This window comes from Pseudothermotoga thermarum DSM 5069 (assembly GCF_000217815.1).
GTDB lineage: Bacteria > Thermotogota > Thermotogae > Thermotogales > DSM-5069 > Pseudothermotoga > Pseudothermotoga thermarum.
Genome location: NC_015707.1, coordinates 350,632 through 373,181, shown reverse-complemented (window position 1 = coordinate 373,181; position 22,550 = coordinate 350,632). Strand labels below are relative to the sequence as shown.

Annotated in this window: 24 protein-coding genes; 20 read left to right on the top strand and 4 right to left on the bottom strand. The window is 40.7% G+C overall.

The window, feature by feature from the left end; all coding sequences use genetic code 11:
* Position 1: 1 nt before the first annotated feature.
* A complete protein-coding gene (ispF, locus tag THETH_RS01865) occupies positions 2 to 472 on the top strand; it encodes a 2-C-methyl-D-erythritol 2,4-cyclodiphosphate synthase (protein WP_013931693.1) in 471 nt (156 codons plus the stop codon).
* Here ispF and THETH_RS01860 read toward each other — a convergent pair.
* From THETH_RS01860 to THETH_RS01850, 3 genes are read right to left on the bottom strand one after another with little or no spacing between them, the layout of a single operon-like run.
* Positions 464 to 1,198, bottom strand: a complete 735-nt coding sequence (locus THETH_RS01860) for a hypothetical protein (protein WP_245530525.1) — start codon at positions 1,196 to 1,198, stop codon at positions 464 to 466. The two genes, ispF and THETH_RS01860, sit on opposite strands and share 9 nt — an antisense overlap.
* Positions 1,149 to 1,970: a Cof-type HAD-IIB family hydrolase gene (locus THETH_RS01855; protein WP_013931691.1), complete on the bottom strand. Its 822-nt coding sequence runs from the start codon at positions 1,968 to 1,970 to the stop codon at positions 1,149 to 1,151. Before THETH_RS01855 ends, THETH_RS01860 begins: the two co-directional genes overlap by 50 nt.
* The gene (locus tag THETH_RS01850; RefSeq protein ID WP_013931690.1) at positions 1,951 to 2,847 is read right to left on the bottom strand and encodes a phospholipase D-like domain-containing protein; all 897 of its coding nucleotides are present in this window, start codon (positions 2,845 to 2,847) and stop codon (positions 1,951 to 1,953) included. Before THETH_RS01850 ends, THETH_RS01855 begins: the two co-directional genes overlap by 20 nt.
* A 31-nt stretch (positions 2,848 to 2,878) precedes the next feature.
* Between THETH_RS01850 and THETH_RS01845 the strand changes: the two genes are divergently transcribed.
* The 13 genes from THETH_RS01845 (at position 2,879) to tsaD (ending at position 18,126) form a co-directional block, all read left to right on the top strand.
* The gene (locus tag THETH_RS01845) at positions 2,879 to 3,493 is read left to right on the top strand and encodes an MBL fold metallo-hydrolase (protein WP_013931689.1); all 615 of its coding nucleotides are present in this window, start codon (positions 2,879 to 2,881) and stop codon (positions 3,491 to 3,493) included.
* On the top strand, positions 3,494 to 3,976 hold the full coding sequence (locus tag THETH_RS01840; RefSeq protein WP_013931688.1) for a DUF3242 domain-containing protein: 483 nt from the start codon (positions 3,494 to 3,496) through the stop codon (positions 3,974 to 3,976). It begins immediately after the preceding gene.
* Positions 3,970 to 4,674, top strand: coding sequence for a glycerophosphodiester phosphodiesterase family protein (locus THETH_RS01835; RefSeq protein WP_013931687.1), 705 nt, complete (start codon positions 3,970 to 3,972; stop codon positions 4,672 to 4,674). Before THETH_RS01840 ends, THETH_RS01835 begins: the two co-directional genes overlap by 7 nt.
* Before the next feature lie 6 nt (positions 4,675 to 4,680).
* Positions 4,681 to 5,532, top strand: a complete 852-nt coding sequence (murB, locus tag THETH_RS01830; protein WP_013931686.1) for a UDP-N-acetylmuramate dehydrogenase — start codon at positions 4,681 to 4,683, stop codon at positions 5,530 to 5,532.
* The gene (locus THETH_RS01825; protein WP_013931685.1) at positions 5,526 to 6,131 is read left to right on the top strand and encodes an IMPACT family protein; all 606 of its coding nucleotides are present in this window, start codon (positions 5,526 to 5,528) and stop codon (positions 6,129 to 6,131) included. Before murB ends, THETH_RS01825 begins: the two co-directional genes overlap by 7 nt.
* Positions 6,128 to 6,673 (top strand): tetratricopeptide repeat protein, encoded by a 546-nt coding sequence (locus THETH_RS01820; RefSeq protein WP_013931684.1) that lies wholly within the window; start codon positions 6,128 to 6,130, stop codon positions 6,671 to 6,673. Before THETH_RS01825 ends, THETH_RS01820 begins: the two co-directional genes overlap by 4 nt.
* A complete protein-coding gene (locus THETH_RS01815) occupies positions 6,670 to 7,977 on the top strand; it encodes a phosphoglucosamine mutase (protein WP_013931683.1) in 1,308 nt (435 codons plus the stop codon). Before THETH_RS01820 ends, THETH_RS01815 begins: the two co-directional genes overlap by 4 nt.
* A gap of 7 nt (positions 7,978 to 7,984) precedes the next feature.
* The gene (locus THETH_RS01810; RefSeq protein WP_013931682.1) at positions 7,985 to 12,127 is read left to right on the top strand and encodes an acyl-CoA dehydratase activase; all 4,143 of its coding nucleotides are present in this window, start codon (positions 7,985 to 7,987) and stop codon (positions 12,125 to 12,127) included.
* Between the two features lie 6 nt (positions 12,128 to 12,133).
* A complete protein-coding gene (locus THETH_RS01805) occupies positions 12,134 to 13,699 on the top strand; it encodes an NAD+ synthase (protein WP_013931681.1) in 1,566 nt (521 codons plus the stop codon).
* Positions 13,700 to 13,712: 13 nt separating this feature from the next.
* A complete protein-coding gene (locus THETH_RS01800; protein ID WP_013931680.1) occupies positions 13,713 to 14,657 on the top strand; it encodes a DNA polymerase III subunit delta in 945 nt (314 codons plus the stop codon).
* Between the two features lie 4 nt (positions 14,658 to 14,661).
* Positions 14,662 to 15,828, top strand: coding sequence for a TIGR04013 family B12-binding domain/radical SAM domain-containing protein (locus tag THETH_RS01795; protein ID WP_013931679.1), 1,167 nt, complete (start codon positions 14,662 to 14,664; stop codon positions 15,826 to 15,828).
* Positions 15,829 to 15,918: 90 nt separating this feature from the next.
* The gene (gene clpX / locus THETH_RS01790; protein ID WP_013931678.1) at positions 15,919 to 17,133 is read left to right on the top strand and encodes an ATP-dependent Clp protease ATP-binding subunit ClpX; all 1,215 of its coding nucleotides are present in this window, start codon (positions 15,919 to 15,921) and stop codon (positions 17,131 to 17,133) included.
* Entirely contained in the window at positions 17,134 to 18,126 is a 993-nt protein-coding gene (tsaD, locus tag THETH_RS01785; RefSeq protein ID WP_013931677.1) for a tRNA (adenosine(37)-N6)-threonylcarbamoyltransferase complex transferase subunit TsaD, read from the top strand.
* Here tsaD and THETH_RS01780 read toward each other — a convergent pair.
* On the bottom strand, positions 18,098 to 18,349 hold the full coding sequence (locus tag THETH_RS01780) for a DUF370 domain-containing protein (protein ID WP_013931676.1): 252 nt from the start codon (positions 18,347 to 18,349) through the stop codon (positions 18,098 to 18,100). The two genes, tsaD and THETH_RS01780, sit on opposite strands and share 29 nt — an antisense overlap.
* A gap of 107 nt (positions 18,350 to 18,456) precedes the next feature.
* Here THETH_RS01780 and THETH_RS01775 point away from each other — a divergent pair, with 107 nt between their 5' ends.
* Genes THETH_RS01775 through THETH_RS01750 form a run of 6 tightly spaced genes read left to right on the top strand, consistent with a single transcriptional unit; the run spans position 18,457 to position 22,520 of the window.
* Positions 18,457 to 19,368 (top strand): ABC transporter ATP-binding protein, encoded by a 912-nt coding sequence (locus tag THETH_RS01775; protein WP_013931675.1) that lies wholly within the window; start codon positions 18,457 to 18,459, stop codon positions 19,366 to 19,368.
* A 9-nt stretch (positions 19,369 to 19,377) separates the two neighbouring features.
* Positions 19,378 to 20,544: an ABC transporter permease gene (locus THETH_RS01770; RefSeq protein ID WP_013931674.1), complete on the top strand. Its 1,167-nt coding sequence runs from the start codon at positions 19,378 to 19,380 to the stop codon at positions 20,542 to 20,544.
* On the top strand, positions 20,537 to 21,589 hold the full coding sequence (locus tag THETH_RS01765) for an ABC transporter permease (RefSeq protein WP_013931673.1): 1,053 nt from the start codon (positions 20,537 to 20,539) through the stop codon (positions 21,587 to 21,589). Before THETH_RS01770 ends, THETH_RS01765 begins: the two co-directional genes overlap by 8 nt.
* Positions 21,590 to 21,602: 13 nt before the next feature.
* A complete protein-coding gene (locus THETH_RS01760; protein WP_013931672.1) occupies positions 21,603 to 21,800 on the top strand; it encodes a DUF6485 family protein in 198 nt (65 codons plus the stop codon).
* 14 nt (positions 21,801 to 21,814) lie between these two features.
* A complete protein-coding gene (locus THETH_RS01755) occupies positions 21,815 to 22,213 on the top strand; it encodes a HEPN domain-containing protein (protein WP_013931671.1) in 399 nt (132 codons plus the stop codon).
* A gap of 13 nt (positions 22,214 to 22,226) precedes the next feature.
* On the top strand, positions 22,227 to 22,520 hold the full coding sequence (locus tag THETH_RS01750) for a nucleotidyltransferase domain-containing protein (RefSeq protein WP_211205275.1): 294 nt from the start codon (positions 22,227 to 22,229) through the stop codon (positions 22,518 to 22,520).
* Positions 22,521 to 22,550 lie beyond the last annotated feature (30 nt).

Here is a 22,550-nt window from a genome sequence, read left to right as displayed (position 1 = left end):
GTTGGAACTGAGAATTGGATTCGGTGTGGATAGACACCCTTTTAAAGAGGGAAGAAAGTTGATCTTGGCTGGTGTAGAAGTTGAGTCATCCTTTGGTTTGGATGGTCATTCGGATGCGGATGTGGTATGTCATGCTTTGATAGACGCCTTGCTCGGAGCAACCTGTCTTGGAGATATAGGGCAACATTTTCCAGAAGAAACCACGCCAGTTGGTTCATCGAGTATAAAGATGCTTGAGAAAATATCTCGGCTAATCGAAAAACTCGGTTGGAAGATAGTAAACGTTGACACAACGGTGATCTGCGGGAAGATAAAGCTTTCCAACTTAAGAGAAAAAATGGTTCAATCTTTGGCAGCAGCGTTGAATGTAAACGAAGACCAAGTGAGCGTTAAATTCAAAAGCGGGAACAACCTTGGTTTTGAAGCAAAAGATGGTATTTCTTGCTATGCAATTTGTCTTCTTTCAAGGTAACCGGCCAGTTGGTGATCTAACTCCCTGTAAAACTTGTTTTGCGAGCTCCAACAACCAATCTTCATCTGAAAAAATCAAAACCCCAGATTTTTCAAAAGGTTTGTTTATATGAATCTTTTCACTTGATCTTCCAAGTAGAACAACGGCTCCTGACAACGCTTTTCTGCGAACATTTTCAACTTCGGAAAGGTCAACTTCAAGCAAAGTTTCAATTACTGGTAACCTGCCTTTTATCGATCCATCCGGAAAAACAAAAGTTGCTTTATATCCGAGTCTTTCAAGTTCATACGCTAAACTGGGTTCTTCCACAAAAACAGGATAAATTGCTTTTCTTGAAATGAGTGTTTTAACCAAATCTTGGCTGATTTTCCCAGATGCCCTAAGTATCGGTAAAACCCCGCTGTTGACCAATCCATCCGCAAGGTTGATGATAACTTGCGAGCTGATATAAGGTGATCTTGAAATTTTTCCAAGTGGATCTGGATCTAGTGGATCCAAAACGTCCATCGTTCCAAAGACAACATATCTATAACCGTAAGATCTTGCGATCATCCCAACCACGTAACCAACTTCTCTGGCAATCTCCAGGTTTTGGTTGCAACCAAGCGCAAGAAGCGAGACATCTTTCAAAATTTCATGCAATGGAAGATCAAGTATGCAGCCTTCGGTACATCTTTCAAGATTTTTGGATATCACAATCCCATTTGCCATTGTCCAACATGTCAAGGATAAAACTACCAGGACCACCGTCTTTGTTACTTTTGACAACAACGTCGGCAACCTCCTTCAATCCATCGGTGGCATTTTCAACGGCAACAGAGTAACCAACTGCTTCAAAAAGCGGAATATCGTTGTCGTTGTCCCCAAAAGCCACTGCTTGACTTAAATCCCATTTTTTAACTTGAGCAATCAATTTCAACGCATATCCTTTATCGTACCCGGCTGGTACAAAGTCAAGATAAGTATCGAAAGATTTGAAAATCTTTAGATTTGGAAATTTTTCACGAAGTTCTGGAATAATCGAATCTAAAACATGCGGTTCTGCTATCGCAAGAAGCTTACTTGTCCCGTGCTTTTTTACCTCATCCACAAGATCGTCCACAACCACAAGCTCAACTTGAGAATGTTCGCTGTAAGCTCTAGCATACTCGTTGTCTTCCTCAACAACCAACTTGTCGTTTATGTAAGCTTGCCTGTGAATTTTGAGCTCTCTTAAATAATTTATGACCTCGATTGCATCCTTTGTGTCGACCTTCACATCCAATATTTTTCCAACGCCGGGCAACCAAACAACAGTTCCGTTGTACGCAATGATTGGAAACTCTTTCTCAAAGTACTTTGAAAGAAGCTTTTGAATGGACGGTAACATCCTTCCACTGGCAAAAACAATTTCTTTTCCACACTTTATCAACTCTTTTATGGCTCTATAACTTTCGGGATGAATCTGATGAGAATCTTGCAATATCGTCCCATCTAAGTCAAAAACGAAGATCTTCAACGCTTTCTCCTCCTTGCCATACGTTTTCAAAATACTTCAGATATTTTTCCACAATCTTTTTATCTTTTATCACAGCAAGCATTTCAGCATTTGCGTTGTAACTACTGACGGTCGCGTTGGCTGAGCCAGTTATAACTGTTTCTTCGTCAATTATAAACAGTTTGCTGTGAACGGTAAAGTCGTTGTAGACTTTTAAGTTGAAGCAAGAAAAAGGCATCTTGGAAAGAGAGGAATTTTTGAAAAACCATCTGTCGACCAGAATATCCACCCTTACACCTTTTGAAGCAAGAACTTTCAAAGTCGACCAAACCTTTGGATGGCTAAGGGCAAACATCATCACCTTGATAGATTTTTTGGCTTTTGAAAGTTCAAAAAGAACGGTTTTTTCAAGCTGATGATTTGTTATGTAAATTTTTCCAAGATGAACTTCGAAAGGTTGAACGTTTCCATGCCAAAGTTCATCGAAAAAATCCTCGAATTTTGTGGCTAAAAATTCGTCTTGAAAGATCAAAATGTCATTGTAAGACGTATGAAGGCTGTTTGTCGTAAAATTCGCCGATCCCAAAGCAAGAATTGAACTATCCACAACCATGAACTTCATGTGCATCAAGGAACTTTCCACATCCAACATTATCGGAAAACTAACGTTTAAAAGCAAAGTTTCACAAATTACCTTGACGTTTACCCCACGGTTCCATGCACTTTGCAAACTTTCAACGATGAGTGGATGATCAATCGAGTAAGTCACGATGAAGACGTTGTTCTCAGCGGAGTTGATCAAATCAACTATTTTGGAGACATCCTCCAATGGGGTGAACAAAATGTTAACGGAAAATCCGACAAGTGATATCATTATCAATGGCAAAACAACTTTCATAGGAACATTATAGCAAAAGGAGAAAAAATCGATGAAACCAATAAAAATAAAGGATAACTTGTTTTTGGTTCAAACCGGTCCGATCGGCACAAATACTTACTTTTTCAACACAAATCCCGTTGTGGTGATAGATCCAGGGTATGGAATAAGTAATTTTGTCGAAGAAGAATGCGTAGTATTGCTGACACACACCCATTTTGACCACATATATGGTTTGAAGGAGCTAAAGGTGCAAAAAGTTTTCGTTTCGAAAGAAGACTCGCAAGCTTTGAAAGATCCGGAAAAAAACCTTTCAGTTTTATTCTCAACAAGATTCACTTACAATGGTGCTTTTGAAATATTACAAGAAAAATTAGAAATCGCTGAAATCTCTTTTCAGGTTATCAAAACTCCAGGTCACACTCCAGGATCTGTTGTCTACAAAGTCAACGACCTATGGTTTACCGGAGACACAATATTTTTCGACAGCATAGGAAGAACTGATTTACCTGGCTCAGATGGAAAAACTATGTTGGAAACGTTGAAACGTTTGGTCAAAATTTTTCGTTCAGCAAGAGAAGAAGAATTGATACTACCTGGTCACATGGAATGGGGAACGATAAAAGAAGTTTTATCAAACAATCCTTTTCTCAAGGAGGTGTTGTGAATGAAAAAGTTGATCATAATTGTCGCGGTTTTTGCTTCTTTACTTTCTGGATGCATGATAAGACCTGTTCATGTGCCACCGGATGCTTTTTCCGCATCATCGGCACTTAGGATAGTTCAAAACCACTATCGCTTGGTTCTAATAGAAGAAATCGACGGGTATGAAGATGTGCAGATGAAAGGAATGGTGGCTCTGTACATCAAGGACAACAAACAATTTTTACTTTACGCCTTCAAGTTCCAAGGAGAATCTCCCAGAAAGTATTGGAGTAAAATTGTCAAAAACTTTGGTATTTGGAGTTCTAGAACCTATCTTGATTTTCCAACCAGTGGTTTGTACAGCACAAGAAAATCGGGGAAGGAAATCGTGGTGTGGTGGAAAAACCGTTGGCTGTTCATAGCTGAGGGAAGGGAAGATACCGAGACCTTTGCCTCACAAGTTATGGATGTTTACTCGAGAATAGGAGGTAGGTTTGGATGGTGATAATTGGCCATAGGGGATATTCGAAAAAATTCAAGGAAAACACACTTACCGCTTTCAAAAAAGCTTTTGAATTCAGTGCCGATGGAATAGAACTGGATTTGAGAACAACCAAAGATGGGGTTGTGGTAGTGATCCACGACGATAACCTTGAAAATTTCTGCGGTGTTTCAAAGAAAATCAAAGAACTAACTTTTCAAGAGTTAAGCAGATACACTTTCGAAGGAGAAAGAGTACCAACATTTGAGGAAGTTTTGGAGATATTTCCAAAAGGGAAAATACTGAACGCAGAGCTGAAGGAAAAAGAAGCCGCTGATCAAGCAATAGCTTTGATAAAAAAGTATGGTTTAGAGGAAGAAACGGTGATATCTTCTTTTGACCACAGCTTGATTTTTGATTTGATTGAAAGGTACAAAAATCTGAAGTTTGGTTTTCTGGTGGGCGAAGAGCTGAGAAACGATCCTTTAGGTTTGATCGCAAAACTTCTTACAGGAAAACCTTATTCGATGCATTTGCCGCATCAACTAGCAGATTATCCTGAAATATTTGCCCACATTTGCAAAATGATAAAAGAACAAAAAGTCAAAATCTTCATCTGGACACTCAACGATCTTGAAAAATTCGACAGAATAAAGGATTTCATAGATGCAGTTATCACCGATGATGTTGAAAGTTTTGTAAATCACACAAGAAAGGTGTAGTTTTTTATGAAATTGTGCAAATTCACCTTCAACGAACCGTTGAGTTTGCACACAAGCATGAAAGTGGGGGGACCTGCAAAAATATTTGCAAGACCACAAAGCATAGATTCGTTGATTTGCTGTTATAAACAACTTCCACATTCCAAAATCCTCGGAAAAGGTACAAACGTCATCGCACCGGATGAAGGAGTTGAAGCTGTTATAACGACTTTGGATTTGAAAAGAATCTATCTGCTTGAGGATGGAAAAGTTGTGTGCGAAGCAGGGACTCTTTTAAACAGTCTTTGCAAATTCGCCTGTCAATACGGGCTTTCTGGCTTGGAATTTGCCTACGGCATACCTGGAACTGTAGGTGGAGCTGTTTACATGAACGCTGGGGCTTTTGGGGGAGAAATAGGGCAATTGGTTGATTTTGTTGAAGTTTTCGATGGTGAAAAAGTATTAACTTTGCAAAGAGATGAGCTTGAATTTTCTTACAGAAAAAGTATCTTTCAGAAAACAAACTGGCTAATTTTAAAGGTGGGATTTCGCTTAAAATTCGATGATCCAAAGCAAATAGCCAAACGAATGGGTGAAATCTACAAAAAGCGTTTGCAAACACAACCTTTGGATTTACCAAGCGCAGGAAGCGTTTTCAAAAGACCAAAGCCAGACTTTTACGTCGGAAAAGCCGTGGAAAGTCTTGGTTTGAAAGGACTAAGGATAGGTGGGGCTGAGATTTCAAAAAAACACGCTGGGTTCATCGTCAACGTTGGAAATGCTTCCGCGAACGATGTAAAAGCTTTGATAAACTTCATACGCCAAAAAGTTAAAGAAGCTTACAACGTGGATTTGGAGCCAGAGGTGGAAATATGGTGAACAACGGTCAAACCTTTGTCCTATCCATCTTAGAACCCGTCGAGGGTAAATTCACCGAAAAGAAATCAACCTTCTATTCTTATCTTTTAAGGTGTGATTCCCAGAAGCAAGCCATTGAAAAGGTAAGAGAAATTCGAAAACAATATCCGGATGCAACACACGTTTGCTGGGCTTTTCGAATTGTTGAAGACGATTTACAAGAAAGCTGGTCAGACGCAGGGGAACCTAAAGGCAGCGCAGGTTTGCAAATTTTGAACGTTTTGAAATCGCGCAATCTTGCAAATGTTTTGTGCGTGGTTGTAAGATACTTCGGTGGTGTGAAATTGGGTATACCTGGCTTGATACAAGCTTACAAAACCGCTACGGTGATCGTCATAGAAAAAGCCAAAATTGTGAAGCTACAAAGAATGCTTCACTACCAAATTGAGTGCTATTATGAGGAACTTTCTGGGTATCTGGAAAAGCTGAGAAAATTTTCGTGTATTGTCAAAAACATAGAGTACACAGAAAAGGCCAAGATAGATTTTCTAGCTTCATCACCTCTAAACGATGTGCTGCAAAAAGTAACTTTGAAAGCAAAAGAATGGGTGGTCGTGTGAAAAACAGAGAAAGGTTTTTTCTGGTATTGTTAACGATTTTTGCTTCGATGTTTTTGATATCCTTTTACATCTGCAAAGAACAGTATGCTCAAATTAATAGGATGAAGAGGATCATAAAAGCGTATGAACTTTTTGCCATGGGAAAGTACCCCGAATTTTCAAATTACGTCGAGCAAAACCGATTGAACGAACTTTTGTACTTGAAAAAAGATCTTCAAAAAAGGTTATTTCTCGATTATTACGCAAACGCCGTTTATCATTTCAACTTAGGAAACTACGCTGAAGCTGCCGATTTGTTCAAAAAAGCTTTGGAGCAAATTGAGAGCAACGATCCAAAATCTTCAGAAATTCTTTATTTGCTGTGCGTTTCCTTGACCAACGCCAATCGCTTGGGCGAAGCACGTCTTGTGTTAGAACAATCAATAGAAAATATGCCAAATACACCTTTCAAGAAAAAGGTTATGGAATTGCTTGCAGAAATTTACAAAAAACAGGGAGATCACGACAAAGCTGATAAAATCTTGAAAGGGGGAGCAAAATGAGCCGACTTTTTGGTACGGATGGAATAAGGGGAATATTTAACCAAGATTTAACCGAAGAATTAGCCTACAAAGTTGGTAAAGTGCTTGGACAAAAATATTCTGGACAAAAGTTTTTGATCGTCAGGGACACCAGAGAATCGGGTGAGCCGCTCCAAAAAGCTTTGGTTTCTGGATTGATGGAAAGTGATTTGACAATTCTGCTTGCAGGAGTTCTTCCAACTCCTGCAGCTGCCTTGCTCACGAAAAAGCTGGAATGTTTAGCAGTGGTTATATCAGCTTCACACAATCCTTATCAATACAATGGCATAAAGATACTAAAGCTTGGTTACAAACTTCCAGATGAGGAAGAAGACGAAATACAAAAAATAATTGAAAACTTGGACTTGCGGGCTAGCCGACATTTGAAGGGAAAGATTTTGGAATTTCCAGAAGCTGAGGAAATTTACGTTCAAGCAATTAAAAAAATGTACGAAAATATCGATTTTCGCGGTTTAAAAATAGCCGTCGATGCGGCAAATGGTTCGGCTTACAAAACCACCCCTAGGGTTCTTCGCGAACTTGGTTTAAAAGTTGATGTGTATGCGAACAATCCAGATGGTCGAAACATAAACGATGGTTGTGGATCTTTGCACCCATCCTTTTTGGCTAGGTACGTTTACGATTATGACCTTGGCATTCTTCACGATGGCGATGCCGACAGGTGCATACTGTTAACACCAGGGGGTAAAGAAATAAACGGCGATAAAATAATGGGAATAACCGCAGTGAGGATGAAACAAGAAGGACGTCTATCCAACGATACAGTTGTTGGAACGATAATGAGCAACGTTGGACTTGAAAGTTTTTTGACAGAACGCGGAATAAAATTTTTAAGAACAAAGGTTGGTGACAAGTACGTGCTTGAGAAAATGCTTGAAGTTGGAGCAAACCTCGGTGGAGAAAGATCCGGTCATATAATCTTTCTAGACCGTTCAACTACCGGCGATGGCTTGATAACTGCCCTTGAATTTCTTTCGACAATGGTCAAACTTGGAAAAAATGCAAACGAGTTGGAACAACTTGTCCTAGATTTCCCTCAGGTTATGATAAACGTTGAAGTTGAGGATAAATCAGTTGCAGAGAGCGAAGAACTTTCCAAAGAAGTTGCTCTGCTGAGAAAACCTGGTTACAGAATTGTGATACGACCATCTGGCACGGAGAAAGTGATAAGAATTATGGTAGAGGGACCCGATGAAAAATGGATTTCAGCTACTGCAAACCATTTGGCCGAGCTTGTCAAAAGCTTGGACTCAAGGAGGGGATAGCCGAACGATGAAAATAGGGCTGTGCGTCGGATCAAGTAGCATATCCGCTTATTCGGATTCTGGACCAAAAATCTGGATTCCCCACAACGGTGATCCCATAAAAGTTGTAAGACAAATATTGGAAAATTTGCCCGAAGACTTGTTCATCGCTGTGACTGGAAGAAAATTGAGAAAATTTTTCAACGCCCCGAGGATATCCGAAACAGAAGCTTGCTTGAGGGCTTACAACTATTTGAAATCAAAGTACGGAGAGCATGAGGCAATAGTGACCGCAGGTGGAGAGAATTTCATACTGTACAAACTCGACAAACGCGGAAACATCGTTGGAGTTTACACTGGCAGCAAATGCGCCTCTGGCACGGGAGATTTTTTTGTCCAACAACTCAAGAGAATGGGTATAGATCTTTCAGAACTTGATAACTTTAACCACTCCGACGCTACTTACAGACTGTCAACTCGTTGCACAGTTTTTTGCAAAAGCGATTGCACGCATGCTTTGAACAGGGGAATACCAAAGGAAGCCGTTTTGAACGGTCTTGGTAAAGTAATGGCTGACAAGATTTTACAACTTGCACACGTTGCTAAAGTGAAGAAAATTTTGATGGTTGGTGGTGCCTCCAAAAACAAGTTGATGTTAAAACATCTCAACGGCTCACTTGAAATCACCATTCCAAACGAATCAACTTACTTTGAAGCATTGGGAGCTTACCTGTGGGCTAAGGAAAACGTCAAAACACCTGTGAAAAAATCCACCTTGATTCCAACAAAATTGCCTTCCACTTTTAGCAGACTAGAACCCTTGACGGATTTTGAATCTTTCGTTCACTTCAAGCAAATGGAACGCGGGGTGCTTGAAAAGGACGACGAATGCATACTCGGTGTGGACGTTGGTTCTACAACGACAAAAGCTGTTCTTATAAAGGTTAAGGACAAAAAGATCGTCGCCAGCAGCTACCTTAGAACCCTTGGTGATCCAATTGGAGCGGCGAAAAGGTGCTATGAAGAAATAAGAAAGCAAATCAACGTTCCCATAAAAATCGTCGGCGTTGGTATTACAGGATCTGGTAGAAAAATTGTTGGCTTGCATGCACAAACGAAAGCCATATACAACGAGATAATGGCACACGCAAAGGCAGCGGCCTTCTTTGACAAAGACGTCGATACGATATTTGAAATAGGCGGTCAAGATGCAAAATACACCTATTTAAGCGATGGCATTCCATATGATTACGCCATGAACGAGGCTTGTTCAGCTGGAACTGGCTCGTTTTTGGAAGAAGCAGCAAAAGAATCGCTCAACATACACTACACCGAAATAGCCGATTATGCGTTGAAAGCCACAAATCCACCCAATTTTAGCGATCAATGTGCAGCGTTCATAGGCAGTGACATAAAAACAGCCATTCAAGAAGGCATAAGCCGTGAAGACATATGCGCCGGATTGGTTTACTCGGTGTGCATGAATTACATCAACAGGGTCAAGGGCAACAGACCTGTTGGTAAAAAACTGTTCGTTCAAGGTGGAACGTGTTACAACAAAGCGGTACCGTACGCCATGGCAGCTTTAACCGGAAAAGAGGTGATAGTTCCACCAGAACCTGGGCTCATGGGTGCTTATGGGGTGGCACTAATAACTTTGGAAAATATCGAAAAAGGTGTTTTGCAAAAGCAGCTTTTCAACCTTGACGAACTTATAGCTAGAGATGTGAAGTATCTTAAACCATTTGTTTGCAGTGGGGGAAGCACAAAGTGCGATAGAAAGTGCACAATAACAGTGCTTGAAATAGACGGAAAAAAGATACCATTCGGTGGGGCATGCAACAAGTACGAAACTATAAGAATACACGACCGCGATCAGGCAGTTGATTACACAGAACTTAGAGAGGAAACGCTGTTTCAAACCGAAAAACCAAAACAAAGAAAAGCTTCCGTTGGCATTAGTCGCTCGTTCGTCATGAACAGTTATTTCCCATTCTTCTCCACTTTGTTCACGGAACTTGGCTTCGAAGTGATTTTACCGGATAAACCAGAGGAAAACGCAGCAGACTACATGGGGTCAGAATTTTGTTTTCCCGTTGAATTGTCACATGGCTTTATGCTTTCTTTGATGAAGAAAAATCCCGATTACATATTTGTACCAAGGATCCGTGCTTTGAAAGTGAAAAATTCTCCAACGAAAGGTTCTGTATGTCCGTTTGTGCAAAGTGAACTTGACTGGCTTTTAGCCGATTTACCAAACCTTGAGAAATTCAAAATTTTAACCTGCAGAATTGACTTCACCGATCCAGATGAAAAAATCCTACAAGAATTGGTTGAGATGTTCAAACCACTTGGAATAGACAGATCACAGGTTAAACAGGCGTTTTTAAAAGCCGTTCAAAAACAACGCGAGTATGAGGAAAAGTTAAAAGAACTTGGGAGAAGATTTTTAAAAGAAACGGAAGACAAAGTTGGGATAGTAATCTTTGGAAGGTCTTACAACGCTTTTTCAAGGTTTGCAAATTTGAACGTTACAAAGAAGATTGCAAGCTACGGTTATCCAGTGATAAGCTTTGACGCTTTGCCTTTCGAGGAAGAAGAAGGTTTTGAAAACATGTACTGGGCATGGGGCGAGATGATACTAAAAGCCGCAAGGTTTGTCAAAAAACATCCAAACCTGTATCCGGTTTACATAACCAACTTCAGCTGCGGTCCGGATTCTTTCGTGCTCACTTACTTCAAATACATCATGAAAGGAAAACCGGCTTTGATACTCGAACTTGACAGTCACAGTTCAGACACAGGTATTGAAACCAGGCTCGAAGCGTTTTTCGACATCATCAACCTGCGCAGGGAAAAAGGCATCAAAAATGATGTTGAATCCAAGAAATTCATGGATGTGCGGATTGACAAATCCGGCGTTTTCATCAAGAAAAACGGTCAAACGATACCGTGGACTGACGAAAGGGTCAGGTTGGTCTTTCCAACAATGGGAGCCTTTGGAGCGTCATGTTTGGCTTCAGTTTTCGAAAAATTCGGCATAAAGACGTATGTTTGTCCACCGATGGGTGAGATTGAATACAAAATAGGAAGGGGGAATTCACTTGCAAAAGAATGTCTGCCGCTACAACTCACTCTGGGAAGTTTGATAAGGTATCTTTCAGAACGTCCAGATTCTGAGTTAACACTGTACTTCATGCCAACGACAAGTGGCCCATGCAGATTTGGCCAATACAGTATCTTTATGAAAACTTGGCTTAAAGAGAACAACGCACAAGATGTTGCTTTGCTCTCTTTAAATTCTGAAAACGCCTACGGCGGTTTGGGGATAAAGTTCACCTTGAGAGCCTGGATAGCCATACTGATAGCCGACGTTTATTCGAACATAAAGAACGCTCTGCTAACACTTTGCAAAGACGAAGAAAAAAGAGCAGCTTTGATAGCCAAGCACGAGAAAATGATACTGAACGCCTTGAAAAGCGAAAGTATTCCTAAGATATTCAAAACCTTGAAGTTGATCGCAAAAGATCTCAAGAGTTTGAATCTGTCAAAAGACTACCAAGAAGCACCAAAGGTTTTGCTCACCGGTGAAATCTATGTAAGGTGGGACGAGTTCAGCCGGAAAAACCTTGAAAAGATTTTCGCCGAGGAAGGCGTGATTCTCCAAATTTCTCCAGTGCATGAGTGGATTTATTACACCGATTACATATTCTTGAAAAAACTCACAAGCAAAAACTCTACCTGGCTTCAAAGGCTCAAAAAACTTGTCGAAGTCTGGGTGAAAAAGTTCTTCGAATGGCGCGTCAAGTCAATCTTTGCATCCGCAGGTATATCCGATACCAGGATGGTGGATGTAAAACACCTGGTTGAGGCTGCATCCAAATACCTCAATCCAAGCTTGACTGGAGAAGCAATCTTAACAATCGGTGCAACCATCACCGAAGTAGGAGAATATTACGATGGAGTCATATTGATAGGACCATTTGCGTGTATGCCAAGCAGAATCGCCGAAGCCATAATAAAGAAAGCTTTGGAAGAAAAAGGTAAGTTGGAAAATAAACCACTACCGTTCATCGCCATAGAAGTCGATGGCAATCCATTTTCACCTTCTGTTGAGGCTAGAATAGATTCACTCGTTTCACAGGTTAAAAGTATAAAAAAGGAATGGTGAAAAGCCGTGAAGATCACCGTTGGCCAAATCAATGCCGTTTTGGGGGATTTGGAAGCAAACTTTCAAAAAATAACAAAAATCATAGCTGAAGCAAAGGAAGAAATTGTGGTTTTTCCACTTTACAGCACCACTGGTTTTCCACCAAAGGATTTGCTTAAATACGACAGTTTATGGAAACAGCTTCAGAAAAATTTACAAGCGGTGGTTCAACAAACTTCTGACAGTGATTGTTTGGTAATCCTTGGTACACCCTTTGTCGTTGAAGAAAAACGTCAAGTCGGATGCTTAGCGATAAAAAGAGGAAAAATCTTGGGATTCTGCGGTAAAGCAAATCTTGAAAAATATCCTTTTTTCGACGAAAACATTTATTTCACTAAAGGAACGCCTTTCCTTACAATAGACTATGAAAATGAAAAGCTTTTTGTTTGCGTCGATACAGATAAGTTAGAAGAAGGTCCAACCAAAAGTTTGATGATAAATCCCTGCGTGCGGATTTACCACGCTGATTGTGGTTTTGAGGCACTCTCTTTCCTTAAAAAAGTTGCAGCTAAGTGCAACTCAACGGTTGTTCAAGTCAACCTTGCCGGAGCACAGGACGGTTTAGTATTTGACGGACAAAGCTTTGCTGTCAAGTTTGATCAAACTTATGAAAAAGCACCACAATTTGAAGAAACCATTTTTGTTGTCGATACCGATGAAAAATTTTCCAACAACTCTTTCTCATCTTTTGAAGAACAAATTTTCAACGCGTTAAAGGTTGGTGTAAGAGACTACGCTAGAAAGAACGGCTTTTTGCAAGCAGCAGTTGGACTGAGCGGAGGGATCGACTCTTCGCTTGTTGCAGTAATAGCCGTTGAAGCTTTGGGAAAGGAAAACGTCTTTGGAATCTTGATGCCATCACAATTCACATCCAAAGAAAGCATAGAAGATGCTTTAACTTTGGCTGAAAACCTTGGTATAAAAATTTTCACAGTTCCAATAAAACCTATTTTTGAAACCTTCGTTGAAAGCTTGAGAGAAATAGTGAAGGATGACAGATTAACCGTTGCCGAAGAAAATTTGCAATCGAGGATCAGGGGAACCATACTCATGACGCTGTCAAACAGGTTTGGTTGGATGATACTTGCAACCGGTAACAAAAGCGAAGCTTCTGTTGGTTATTGTACACTTTACGGTGATACCGTTGGCGCGTTGGAAGTCATCGGAGATCTTTACAAAACCGATGTGTACAAAGTCGCAAGGTGGTACAACGAAAATGTAAAAAAGGTCATACCAGAAAGAGTTTTTATAAAACCACCGACAGCCGAGTTAAGGCCTGGACAGTACGATCAGGAAAAACTTCCTCCTTACGATGTACTAGACTCAATACTTCGACTATACATAGAAGAAGGAAAAAGTAAGGACCAAATAGTTGAACTGGGGTTCGATGAAAAAACAGTCGAAGAAGTCTACAATATGCTGAGAACAAGCGAATACAAAAGAAAGCAACTTCCACCGGTGATAAAATTGAGTAAGGTCACCTTGGGCTATGAGTTAAACCTTCCAATGAGTAACTTTTTCAGAAAACTTTAGAAGGTGAACATAAATGGCGCTTATTTGCCTAGCTGGAGATGCTCAAGTCTTGAAGGATGAGTACGTGAAAAATCTTTGTGAAAAAGAAAAACTGCAGAGGATACCTGTGGATTCCTCGCAGGCCGAAAAAGCCTTTGCAATGCTTCAACAAGCGAATTTCTTAATTCCAAATTGTCTGATAGACGTCGTCGATTTCGACGATTGGAAAAAATCGGAAAAAGATTCTTTCATCAAGGAAGCCGTTAAAAATCCAAGTGTGAAAGTTGTGATTCGAACGCTTCAGCCTATAAAGGACGTTGAAACGGTTCTCCTTGAGCTTCCAAAACCTTGGCAAGATGAAGAGTGGTTAGAGTACACCAAAAAAAGGTTTGCAAAACACGGCTTGAAATTTGACGAAAAAGCCGTTAGAAAGTTTTTGAAGCTAACAGGCTTCAACGATCTTGTGATAGAAAGGGAAATAGAAAAACTCAGCAACGTTGGCCAATTTGTCGATGAAGAGCTAGTGGAAAAAATCACCTTTGATTATTCGAAGGCGCAGATAGACGAATTGTGCTTTGCCATATCGAGTTTGAACAAAGTGGAAGCTTTCAAGCTTGCCAAAGGATGTTTTGAAGAGTACGAACCAATTCTGATCTGTGCGGCTTTGGCAAAACACTTCTTGGATCTTTTCAAGGTAATCATCTCAGTTCAGCGAAAAAGCAAATACACTTGGCCGGATTTGAAAAATTATTCAACCATCCTTTCTATGCCGATACCACGACTTGCAAAATTTCTTGGATTCGAGTTCAAAGCACAATCACACACTGCCGTGAACCACGTTGAGATTTACACCCCAGAAAAACTTGAGGAAGTCTTCCTAAGGTTGTATTTGGTTGACCTTGAGGTAAAAACCTCCACCAGACCCCTTTTGATTTTCGAAATGTTCTTAAGTTGGTTTTTCACCTACATGGGGGTTTAAACGGTTGAACCTCATCTTTCGCCTGACAAAGACAAACCGCTACAGCGTAATACCATTGATTGCCGCGATATACAACAAGGTGGATGTGAAAATCCACCTTGCAAAAAGTTTGAAGGAAATTCTCTCATATCCAACCGATTCTATCGTTGCCTATTCTTTTATGTCCTTCGACGTCGATTGGGTGAAAAAAGAGGTTGAAACTTTAAAAGCCAAAGGGTACAAAGTGATAGCCGGTGGGCCACACGTAACCGCGGCGGCTAGAGATTGCATAAAACTTGGTTTCGACGCAGTTTTTCTTGGTGATGGAGAGAAAAACTTGCTTGATTTTCTTCTTGGAAAAGACAACAAGATTTTCGATGGAATAACTGACAGAGTAAACCTCGACGACTATCCACCCTTCTGTGCGGATATGAATCTTTTCATGCCGATCGAAATCACAAGAGGATGCCCATTTTCATGCGCCTACTGTGCAACACCGTTGATATCCGGTAGAAAACCTAGGCACAGAAGCGTTGAAAGCATAGTTTACTACAGCAAACTTGGGGTTGAAAAAGGAAAGTACATCGTTAGGTTCATATCACCAAATGCCTTTGGATACGGTTCAAAAGACGGGATAACACCAAACCCCCCTTTGGTTGATGAACTTTTGTTCAGCCTGAAAAAAGTCGGCATTCGAGAAATATACTTTGGAACTTTCCCTTCGGACGTCAGACCCGAGTCTGTCACCGACGAAATGATGAAAGTGATAAAAAAATACGTGAACAACAAATCTATAAAGATAGGTGCGCAAAGCGGAAGCGATGAGATTCTTAAGAAAATAAAACGTGGTCACGATTCTAAAAAGGTGTTTGAAGCGGTCGAAATAATACTGCAAAATGGATTTCAGCCATCGGTTGACTTCATCTTTGGGTTTCCTTTTGAAACCGACGAAGATAGAAAACAAACGCTTGAGATGATCAAAAAACTCATCAAAGTGGGCTGCAAAATCCATGCCCACACCTTCATGCCGCTACCGGGAACGGCTTTGGCAAAAAGCGGTCCAGCCGTTGTACCAGAATGGCTCAAAAAAGAACTTGGAAGACTTTCCTTTAAAGGATTGCTAGACGGTTTTTGGCAAAAGCAGGAAGATCTATCGGTTAAACTTTGGAACATCGAACAAAGCCAAATGTGAGACGAAAACTTGTGAAAATTCATTAACTAAAAAGTTGCAAAAACATACTAAAATGAAATTTGGAAAATTTTCAAATGGAGGGGTCAAAAGTTGCCGGAAAAGTTTTGTTCCTTTTGTGGAAGACCTGCAAGCACAGTTGGTAAGTTAATAGCTGGACCATCTGCTTACATATGCAGCGAATGTGTTGAACTTTTCCACGACCTTTTGAAAACCGACAAAAGAATAAAAAGAGGAGGACCACGTCAGCTTCCAACACCAGCTCAAATAAAGGCAGAGCTTGACAAATACGTCATAGGTCAAGAATATGCGAAAAAAGTCGTTTCCGTCGCGGTTTACAACCATTACAAAAGGGTATTTCACCTTGCAGAATGTGACGATGTTGAGATAGAAAAATCCAACATCATGTTGATCGGTCCAACTGGTAGCGGTAAAACCCTTATCGCAAGAGTTTTGGCAAAGATCTTGGATGTGCCGTTTGCAATTGCAGATGCCACACCGTTGACTGAGGCTGGCTACGTGGGAGAAGACGTAGAAAATGTTGTTTTAAGGCTTCTTGAAGCTGCAAACTTTGATATAGAGCGCGCTCAATACGGAATAATTTACATAGACGAAATAGACAAGATCGCCAGAAAATCGCCAAATCCATCTATCACAAGAGACGTTTCTGGAGAAGGTGTTCAACAGGCTTTGTTGAAAATCGTCGAAGGTACCATAGCCAACGTACCACCGCAAGGCGGTAGAAAGCATCCATACCAAGAATTCATCAAGGTGGACACGACGAACATTCTCTTCATAGTCGGTGGGGCTTTCGATGGGCTTGAGGAAATAATCAAGCGAAGGATCATGAGCTCTTCGATGGGATTTGGTGCGGAGATAAAAAGTAAGAAACAAATGAGACTAGGAGAAATTCTAGCGCACGTTACGCCAGATGATCTGGTTCAGTACGGTATGATCCCCGAGTTCGTTGGAAGATTTCCAGTTATAGCTCCGTTGAGCGATTTGACCGAGGAAGATTTGGTTAGAATCCTGGAAGAACCCAAGAACGCCATTGTCAAGCAGTACAGAAAACTTCTTGAGATAGACAACATACAGCTTGAAATAACAAAGGATGCCCTTTATGCCATAGCTCGAAAGGCTTTGGCAAGAGGTACGGGTGCAAGGGCGTTGAAAAGCGTGATAGAAGAAATCATGATCGATGTAATGTTCGAAGTACCTTCAAACAGAAATGTCGAAAAGGTCATAATAACGAAAGAAGTCGTCGAAGGAAAAGAAAAACCAAGACTGGTGATGAGGGAGATAGCATAGGTGCCAACAGTACTTGCCGTTGAAACTTCCTGTGATGAAACATCGGTTGCCATAGTCAAAGACAACGAAATTCTGTCCAACGTTGTTCTTTCTCAGATATCCATCCACGCCCCCTTTGGAGGAGTGGTGCCAGAGCTTGCGGCAAGACATCACTTGAAAAACCTGCCTGTGATATTTGATCAAGCTGTCAAGCAGGCAAAGATTGATTTGCTTGCCTTGGATGCAGTTGCAGTCACCGTAGGACCAGGTTTGATAGGAGCGCTTTTGGTTGGTCTTTCCTTTGCAAAAGGGCTTTCTTTAGCTTTGAAAAAACCGCTTATCGGTGTGAACCACCTTCTTGGTCATGTCTACGCTGCAAAGCTTGCTTATCCTACCTTAAGTACTCCATTCATCGCTTTGATAGTTTCAGGTGGGCATACGGAGTTGATGTATTTTTCGGAAGATTTTCTAAAACCAAAGGTACTTGGTAGAACAGTTGACGATGCCGCTGGTGAAGCTTTCGACAAAGTCGCAAGGCTTTTGGATGCAGGGTATCCCGGTGGACCCGCCATAGAAAAACTGGCAAAAACCGGTGATCCAAACAAATTCGACTTTCCAAAGGCTTTGATGGAAAAAGGAAACTTGAACTTCAGCTTTGCCGGTTTAAAAACGGCTGTTTTGTACACGCTTTCCAAAAATCCGAACGTTTCAAAAAAAGACGTCGCCGCCTCTTTTCAAAAAGCCGTGGTGGAAGTACTAGTTGAAAAAACCGTAAGTGCTGCAAAACAAGAACGCTGTAGAAGAATCGTTGTAAGTGGAGGAGTTGCAGCAAACGAACTACTTCGCTTAGAGTTCGAAAAGAAAGCCCAAGAACTAGGTCTTGAGATCTACATTCCCCCAAAAAGCTTGTGTACAGACAACGCTGCGATGATAGCCAGAGCAGGAGTAGAACTTTTCGAAAGAGAAATGTTCTGCAATTTGGATGTCAACGCCGACCCGAATCTTTCTTTTTAAAGAGTTTTTGCCTCACCTTTTGAGGTTTTTCACCAAGGATCAAAATGTGTCCACTGTCGATGATCAACGCAGATCTTGCTTGGGCACCGTAAGTCAAGTTGATCATCTTGTTCGAATAACTTGCAACGTCTTTGATGTTCTTCGCAGTGATTTCGTCTATTGGTATTATCGCCTTGACTCGATCCCTGTTGACAAAAACTCCTTTGACAACCTGCACCAACATTTTTAACTCCCCTTCAGATTCCAAAGTCATAAAATTGTTGTGACGAAAATTCAAGCTTTGAAACCATTTAGTTGCTTTACGTTATTATATCACATGGAGGGAAGAATGTGAAAGTAATAGCAGTGAAAGAGCTTAAAAAATATTACGGACAAGTTAAAGCCGTGGATGGGATAAGTTTTGAAGTGGAAGAAGGAACCGTTGTCGCCATGCTTGGACCAAACGGAGCAGGAAAGACAACAACGATTGAAATACTCGAAGGACTTAGAAAGAAAGATTCTGGGGAAATATATTACTTTGGCAAAAAGGTTGAAGAAATCGACGAGACTATCAAGCAAATGATCGGCGTTCAGCTTCAAAAAACGGCATTTTTTGAGTACTTAACGGTTTATGAAACCCTAGAACTTTTTGCGGCACTTTACAACAAGAAAGTTGACAAGCAAAGGATAAAATCACTCATAGAGCTCGTCGCACTCGAAGAGAAAGCAAAAGCCAAAATCAAAGAATTGTCTGGTGGACAGCTTCAAAGACTCAGTCTTGCCGTTGCGTTAGTCAACGATCCGAAGATCGTTTTTCTTGACGAACCGACGACCGGTTTGGATCCACAGGCAAGAAGACACGTTTGGCAAATAGTTGAAGATCTCAGAAAATCTGGCAAAACCATCTTTCTCACAACCCACTACATGGAAGAAGCCGAAAAACTGGCAGATCATGTCTTGATAATGGACCATGGAAAGATCATCGCCGAAGGGACTGTGGATCAACTGATAAATTCACTTGACATGGAAAGCTACGTAGAATTTTGGACTGATCAACCTGAAAAGCTTTTGGAAAAACTGGAAGGTACGGTGCTGTTGAACCACGACAAGCTTCAAATTCCTGCGAAAAATGTGGAAGAAGTCTTGCACAAACTTTTCGATCTATCCAAAACGTTGCAGTTGAAAATCGACAACATCGTGATAAGACGATCAAATCTAGAGGATGTTTTTCTGAAGTTAACGGGTCGCCTTCTCAGAGATTGAGGTGATCGCATGAAAATTTTCAAATTCGCCAAAGCCATATTTTTGAACGAAACACGCGAATTCAACGGCATTTTCTGGTCCTTCATTTTTCCATTGATACTGTTTTTCATCCTCGTATCCGTTTTTTCTGGTATGTATTCGGAAAACCCAAGTTCGATAAACTTTAGACTTGGACTTGTTTGGAATGAAAGTCCGGCCGGTTTTGGCAAGATCTTGGATGAAGTTCTTGCACAGTTGAATCCCGAACCTTTCTCGATAAACCGTTTTCAATCGATTGAAGAAGCAATTGATGCCTTAAAGAAGGGAAAAATCGATTGTATATTGAACGTTCCCTCTGGTTTCAACGCCGCCATGTTCAGAGCTTTGTTTGCACAATCGCCTGCTAAGGTTGAACTTTACAAAATCTCAAACACATTTGAATCCTCCTTAGCTACGCAGATTCTTGAGAATGTTCTTCAGCAGATTGACCTTGAAATGGGAAGACAAAGCTTTGCCAGACTGAACAGACCTTACGAAGAATTCGTCATCCAGTCAATCCCAGTTCAAAGGCAAGCGTCGAAGTTCAACTACAACAACTACATTTTTCCAGGAATAATCCTGATGGCGATACTTTCCATAGGTATCTTCAACCTCTCGCTCAACTTGATCTACAACAGAACCGAAGGTGTCAACAAGAGAATATACACAACCCCGACGAATGGTTTACAGTACTTCTTTTCCATGATTTTGAGTTTCACCTTCATGATGATCATTTCAGCGGTGTTGGTTTACTCAGTTGGTTTGACGATATTCAAGGTTGATAAATCGGTGTTATCACTCGACTTCATCGTCAGATTGATCTTTTCGATGCTTGTTTCACTATCTTTTGGGATGATGATAGCTTCCTTTTTCAAAAAATTCTCAACCGCCATGGTTTTTTGTCAGATAAGCTATCAGCTTCTTATGTTCCTTGGTGGCCTTTATTTTCCTGTGCTGAACTTCGGCATGCCAAAGATTATGAACTACATAGCCTTGTCACTGCCGACGACTTATCTTGTTGAAAATCTCAGAACAGTCATAGGTCAGAGTCCTTACAACTTCAGTTCAATACAGCTTTGGGGTGTTCCTGCAATTTGGCTGATCGCTGGTTTGGTTGTTTTCCTTCTCAACTTTAGAAAGGTGATGAGCTATGAGTGAGAGTTTTTTTGCCTTCGGCAAAGCTTACATAAAAGAAAGTCTTAGGAACAAAGTGGAGCTTTTCTTCACGGTGTTTTTCCCAGTGATCTTTTTGATTCTGTTTGGCTATATCTTCTCGAATGAAGGTGGCTCAAAAAGAACTGTGGCGATCTTCACAACAGATCAAGCCGTCGTTGACAGTCTGAAAAAGGTGGAAAACTGGAATCTTGTTGTATTGGATTCAAAACAGCAAATAGTAGAAGGTATAAAAGATGGGAAATTCTCTTTTGCATTGTATGTAGAGGACAACCGAATCGAGATCTATTACAGAGAAGATCCTTCACTGATCGGCGAACTTAAAACAATTGAAAGCACAACCAAGGCGCTCTTGGAAAAAGAAAGGAATCAACTGAAATCATTTCTTGTATTTGATATTTTTGAAATACCAAAAGGGAAAGAGCAATTGAGTGAATTTGATTACATGCTGACAGGTGTTTTATCTTTGTCGATGCTTTCAAACGGTATGTTTTCGATGATAACAGTATTTGGAAGATATCGAAAAACAGGTGTTTTACGCAGAGTATTTCTAACAGGTGTGAAGAAATCTTTCTTGGTACTTGAGGTTGCAACCGTTAGGATGATTCTCAGTTTCATCTCTTTGATTTTTACCCTAATTATCGCAAGAGTACTCTTTAAAAGCTCTTTGAATTTCAACTGGTTTTTGTTGATACCAAGCGTTGTTTTCATCACACTTGGTATGATGGCAGTTGGGCTTTTGCTCGTTGCCCTTTTGAAAAATCCAAACGCCGCTTCAAATGCTGCTTCGCTTTTGAATACAGTCATGGTGTTCTTCGCGGGAGTTTATTTTCCGATAACTTTCCTTCCACGTCCTTTAAGATACGTTTCGTACTTTCTCCCCGTCAAATATGCCGCAGAGGTTGTGAGGTTCACAGCAGGTGCACAAGAGATGAGTTTTGCATACTTTGCTTTCATAAATCTGATCTTTGCTCTCACCGGCTTGATAATGCTTTGGATATCGAGTAAGCTATTCTTGAGACCAGAATGAGGAGGGAGATTGGATGAACTGTGTAAACAAGGAAAAAAACCTAAAGAGGTGTAACTGTTCTTACCCTGGTTGTCCAAGAAAAGGCATTTGCTGTGAATGCTTGGCTTACCACAGATCGCACGGAGAACTTCCTGCTTGCTATTTTCCAAACGATGCCGAAAAAACGTGGGATAGATCGATAGAGCATTTCGTGAGAATCAGTAGAAAATAAGGGAGTCAGTCAAGATGTCAAACAGATCCTTTGATTGGCTCAAACAGGCTTTACGAGATCTTGATCATGCTATCATGTCGAGAAAGAACGGCGATCACGAATGGGTTTGTTTTGCAGCTCATCAAGCTGCTGAAAAGGCAGTTAAAGCACTTCATTTGTACTTAGGTCAAGAAGTCTGGGGATATGTTGTATCAAGACTTCTTAAAGAATTGCCACAACAGATTCAAATTGAAGAAGATCTTTTGGAAAAAGCGAAAGTACTCGACAATTTTTATGTTCCAACACGATATCCAAACGGACATCCTGAAGGAGCACCTTTTGAACACTATGGACCTCTTCAAAGTGAAGAGGCGATAAAATATGCCAGCGAGATCGTTGAGTTCGTCCGTTCTAAGATGGCCCAACAAGGATGAGGTGGTTTCATCCTTGCTGGAATGGGCGAAAACAATTGTTGAAAAGCGAAATGATATAGTGAAAATAGGATATTTTGGTTCTTATGCCCGAGGAGATTGGGGTGTTGGAAGCGATCTTGATGTGGTGATAATCGTAAAAGATTCAAAACTTCCATTTGAAAAACGAGCTGTTGAATTTGATACGACTCAAATGGTTGTTCCCGTAGATCTGGTTGTGTACACACAACTTGAATTTGAAAAAATGAAGGCTTCAGGATCAAGTTTTATCAAAATGATTGAAAAAGAAGTTCAGTGGGTTTATCGTTAAGCTTTTGCATGGATAACGTGATTTTCACGT

Bases quoted from the DNA above. Each gene is read 5' to 3' on its own strand.
- THETH_RS01840 (WP_013931688.1), top strand. From the start codon at position 3,494: ATGAAAAAGTTGATCATAATTGTCGCGGTTTTTGCTTCTTTACTTTCT.
- THETH_RS01845 (WP_013931689.1), top strand. From the start codon at position 2,879: ATGAAACCAATAAAAATAAAGGATAACTTGTTTTTGGTTCAAACCGGT.
- THETH_RS01780 (WP_013931676.1), bottom strand. From the start codon at position 18,349: ATGTTGGTGCAGGTTGTCAAAGGAGTTTTTGTCAACAGGGATCGAGTC.
- THETH_RS01770 (WP_013931674.1), top strand. From the start codon at position 19,378: ATGAAAATTTTCAAATTCGCCAAAGCCATATTTTTGAACGAAACACGC.
- THETH_RS01850 (WP_013931690.1), bottom strand. From the start codon at position 2,847: ATGAAAGTTGTTTTGCCATTGATAATGATATCACTTGTCGGATTTTCC.
- THETH_RS01810 (WP_013931682.1), top strand. From the start codon at position 7,985: ATGAAAATAGGGCTGTGCGTCGGATCAAGTAGCATATCCGCTTATTCG.
- murB (WP_013931686.1), top strand. From the start codon at position 4,681: ATGAAATTGTGCAAATTCACCTTCAACGAACCGTTGAGTTTGCACACA.
- THETH_RS01835 (WP_013931687.1), top strand. From the start codon at position 3,970: ATGGTGATAATTGGCCATAGGGGATATTCGAAAAAATTCAAGGAAAAC.
- THETH_RS01755 (WP_013931671.1), top strand. From the start codon at position 21,815: ATGTCAAACAGATCCTTTGATTGGCTCAAACAGGCTTTACGAGATCTT.
- THETH_RS01825 (WP_013931685.1), top strand. From the start codon at position 5,526: ATGGTGAACAACGGTCAAACCTTTGTCCTATCCATCTTAGAACCCGTC.
- THETH_RS01760 (WP_013931672.1), top strand. From the start codon at position 21,603: ATGAACTGTGTAAACAAGGAAAAAAACCTAAAGAGGTGTAACTGTTCT.
- THETH_RS01815 (WP_013931683.1), top strand. From the start codon at position 6,670: ATGAGCCGACTTTTTGGTACGGATGGAATAAGGGGAATATTTAACCAA.
- THETH_RS01800 (WP_013931680.1), top strand. From the start codon at position 13,713: ATGGCGCTTATTTGCCTAGCTGGAGATGCTCAAGTCTTGAAGGATGAG.
- THETH_RS01765 (WP_013931673.1), top strand. From the start codon at position 20,537: ATGAGTGAGAGTTTTTTTGCCTTCGGCAAAGCTTACATAAAAGAAAGT.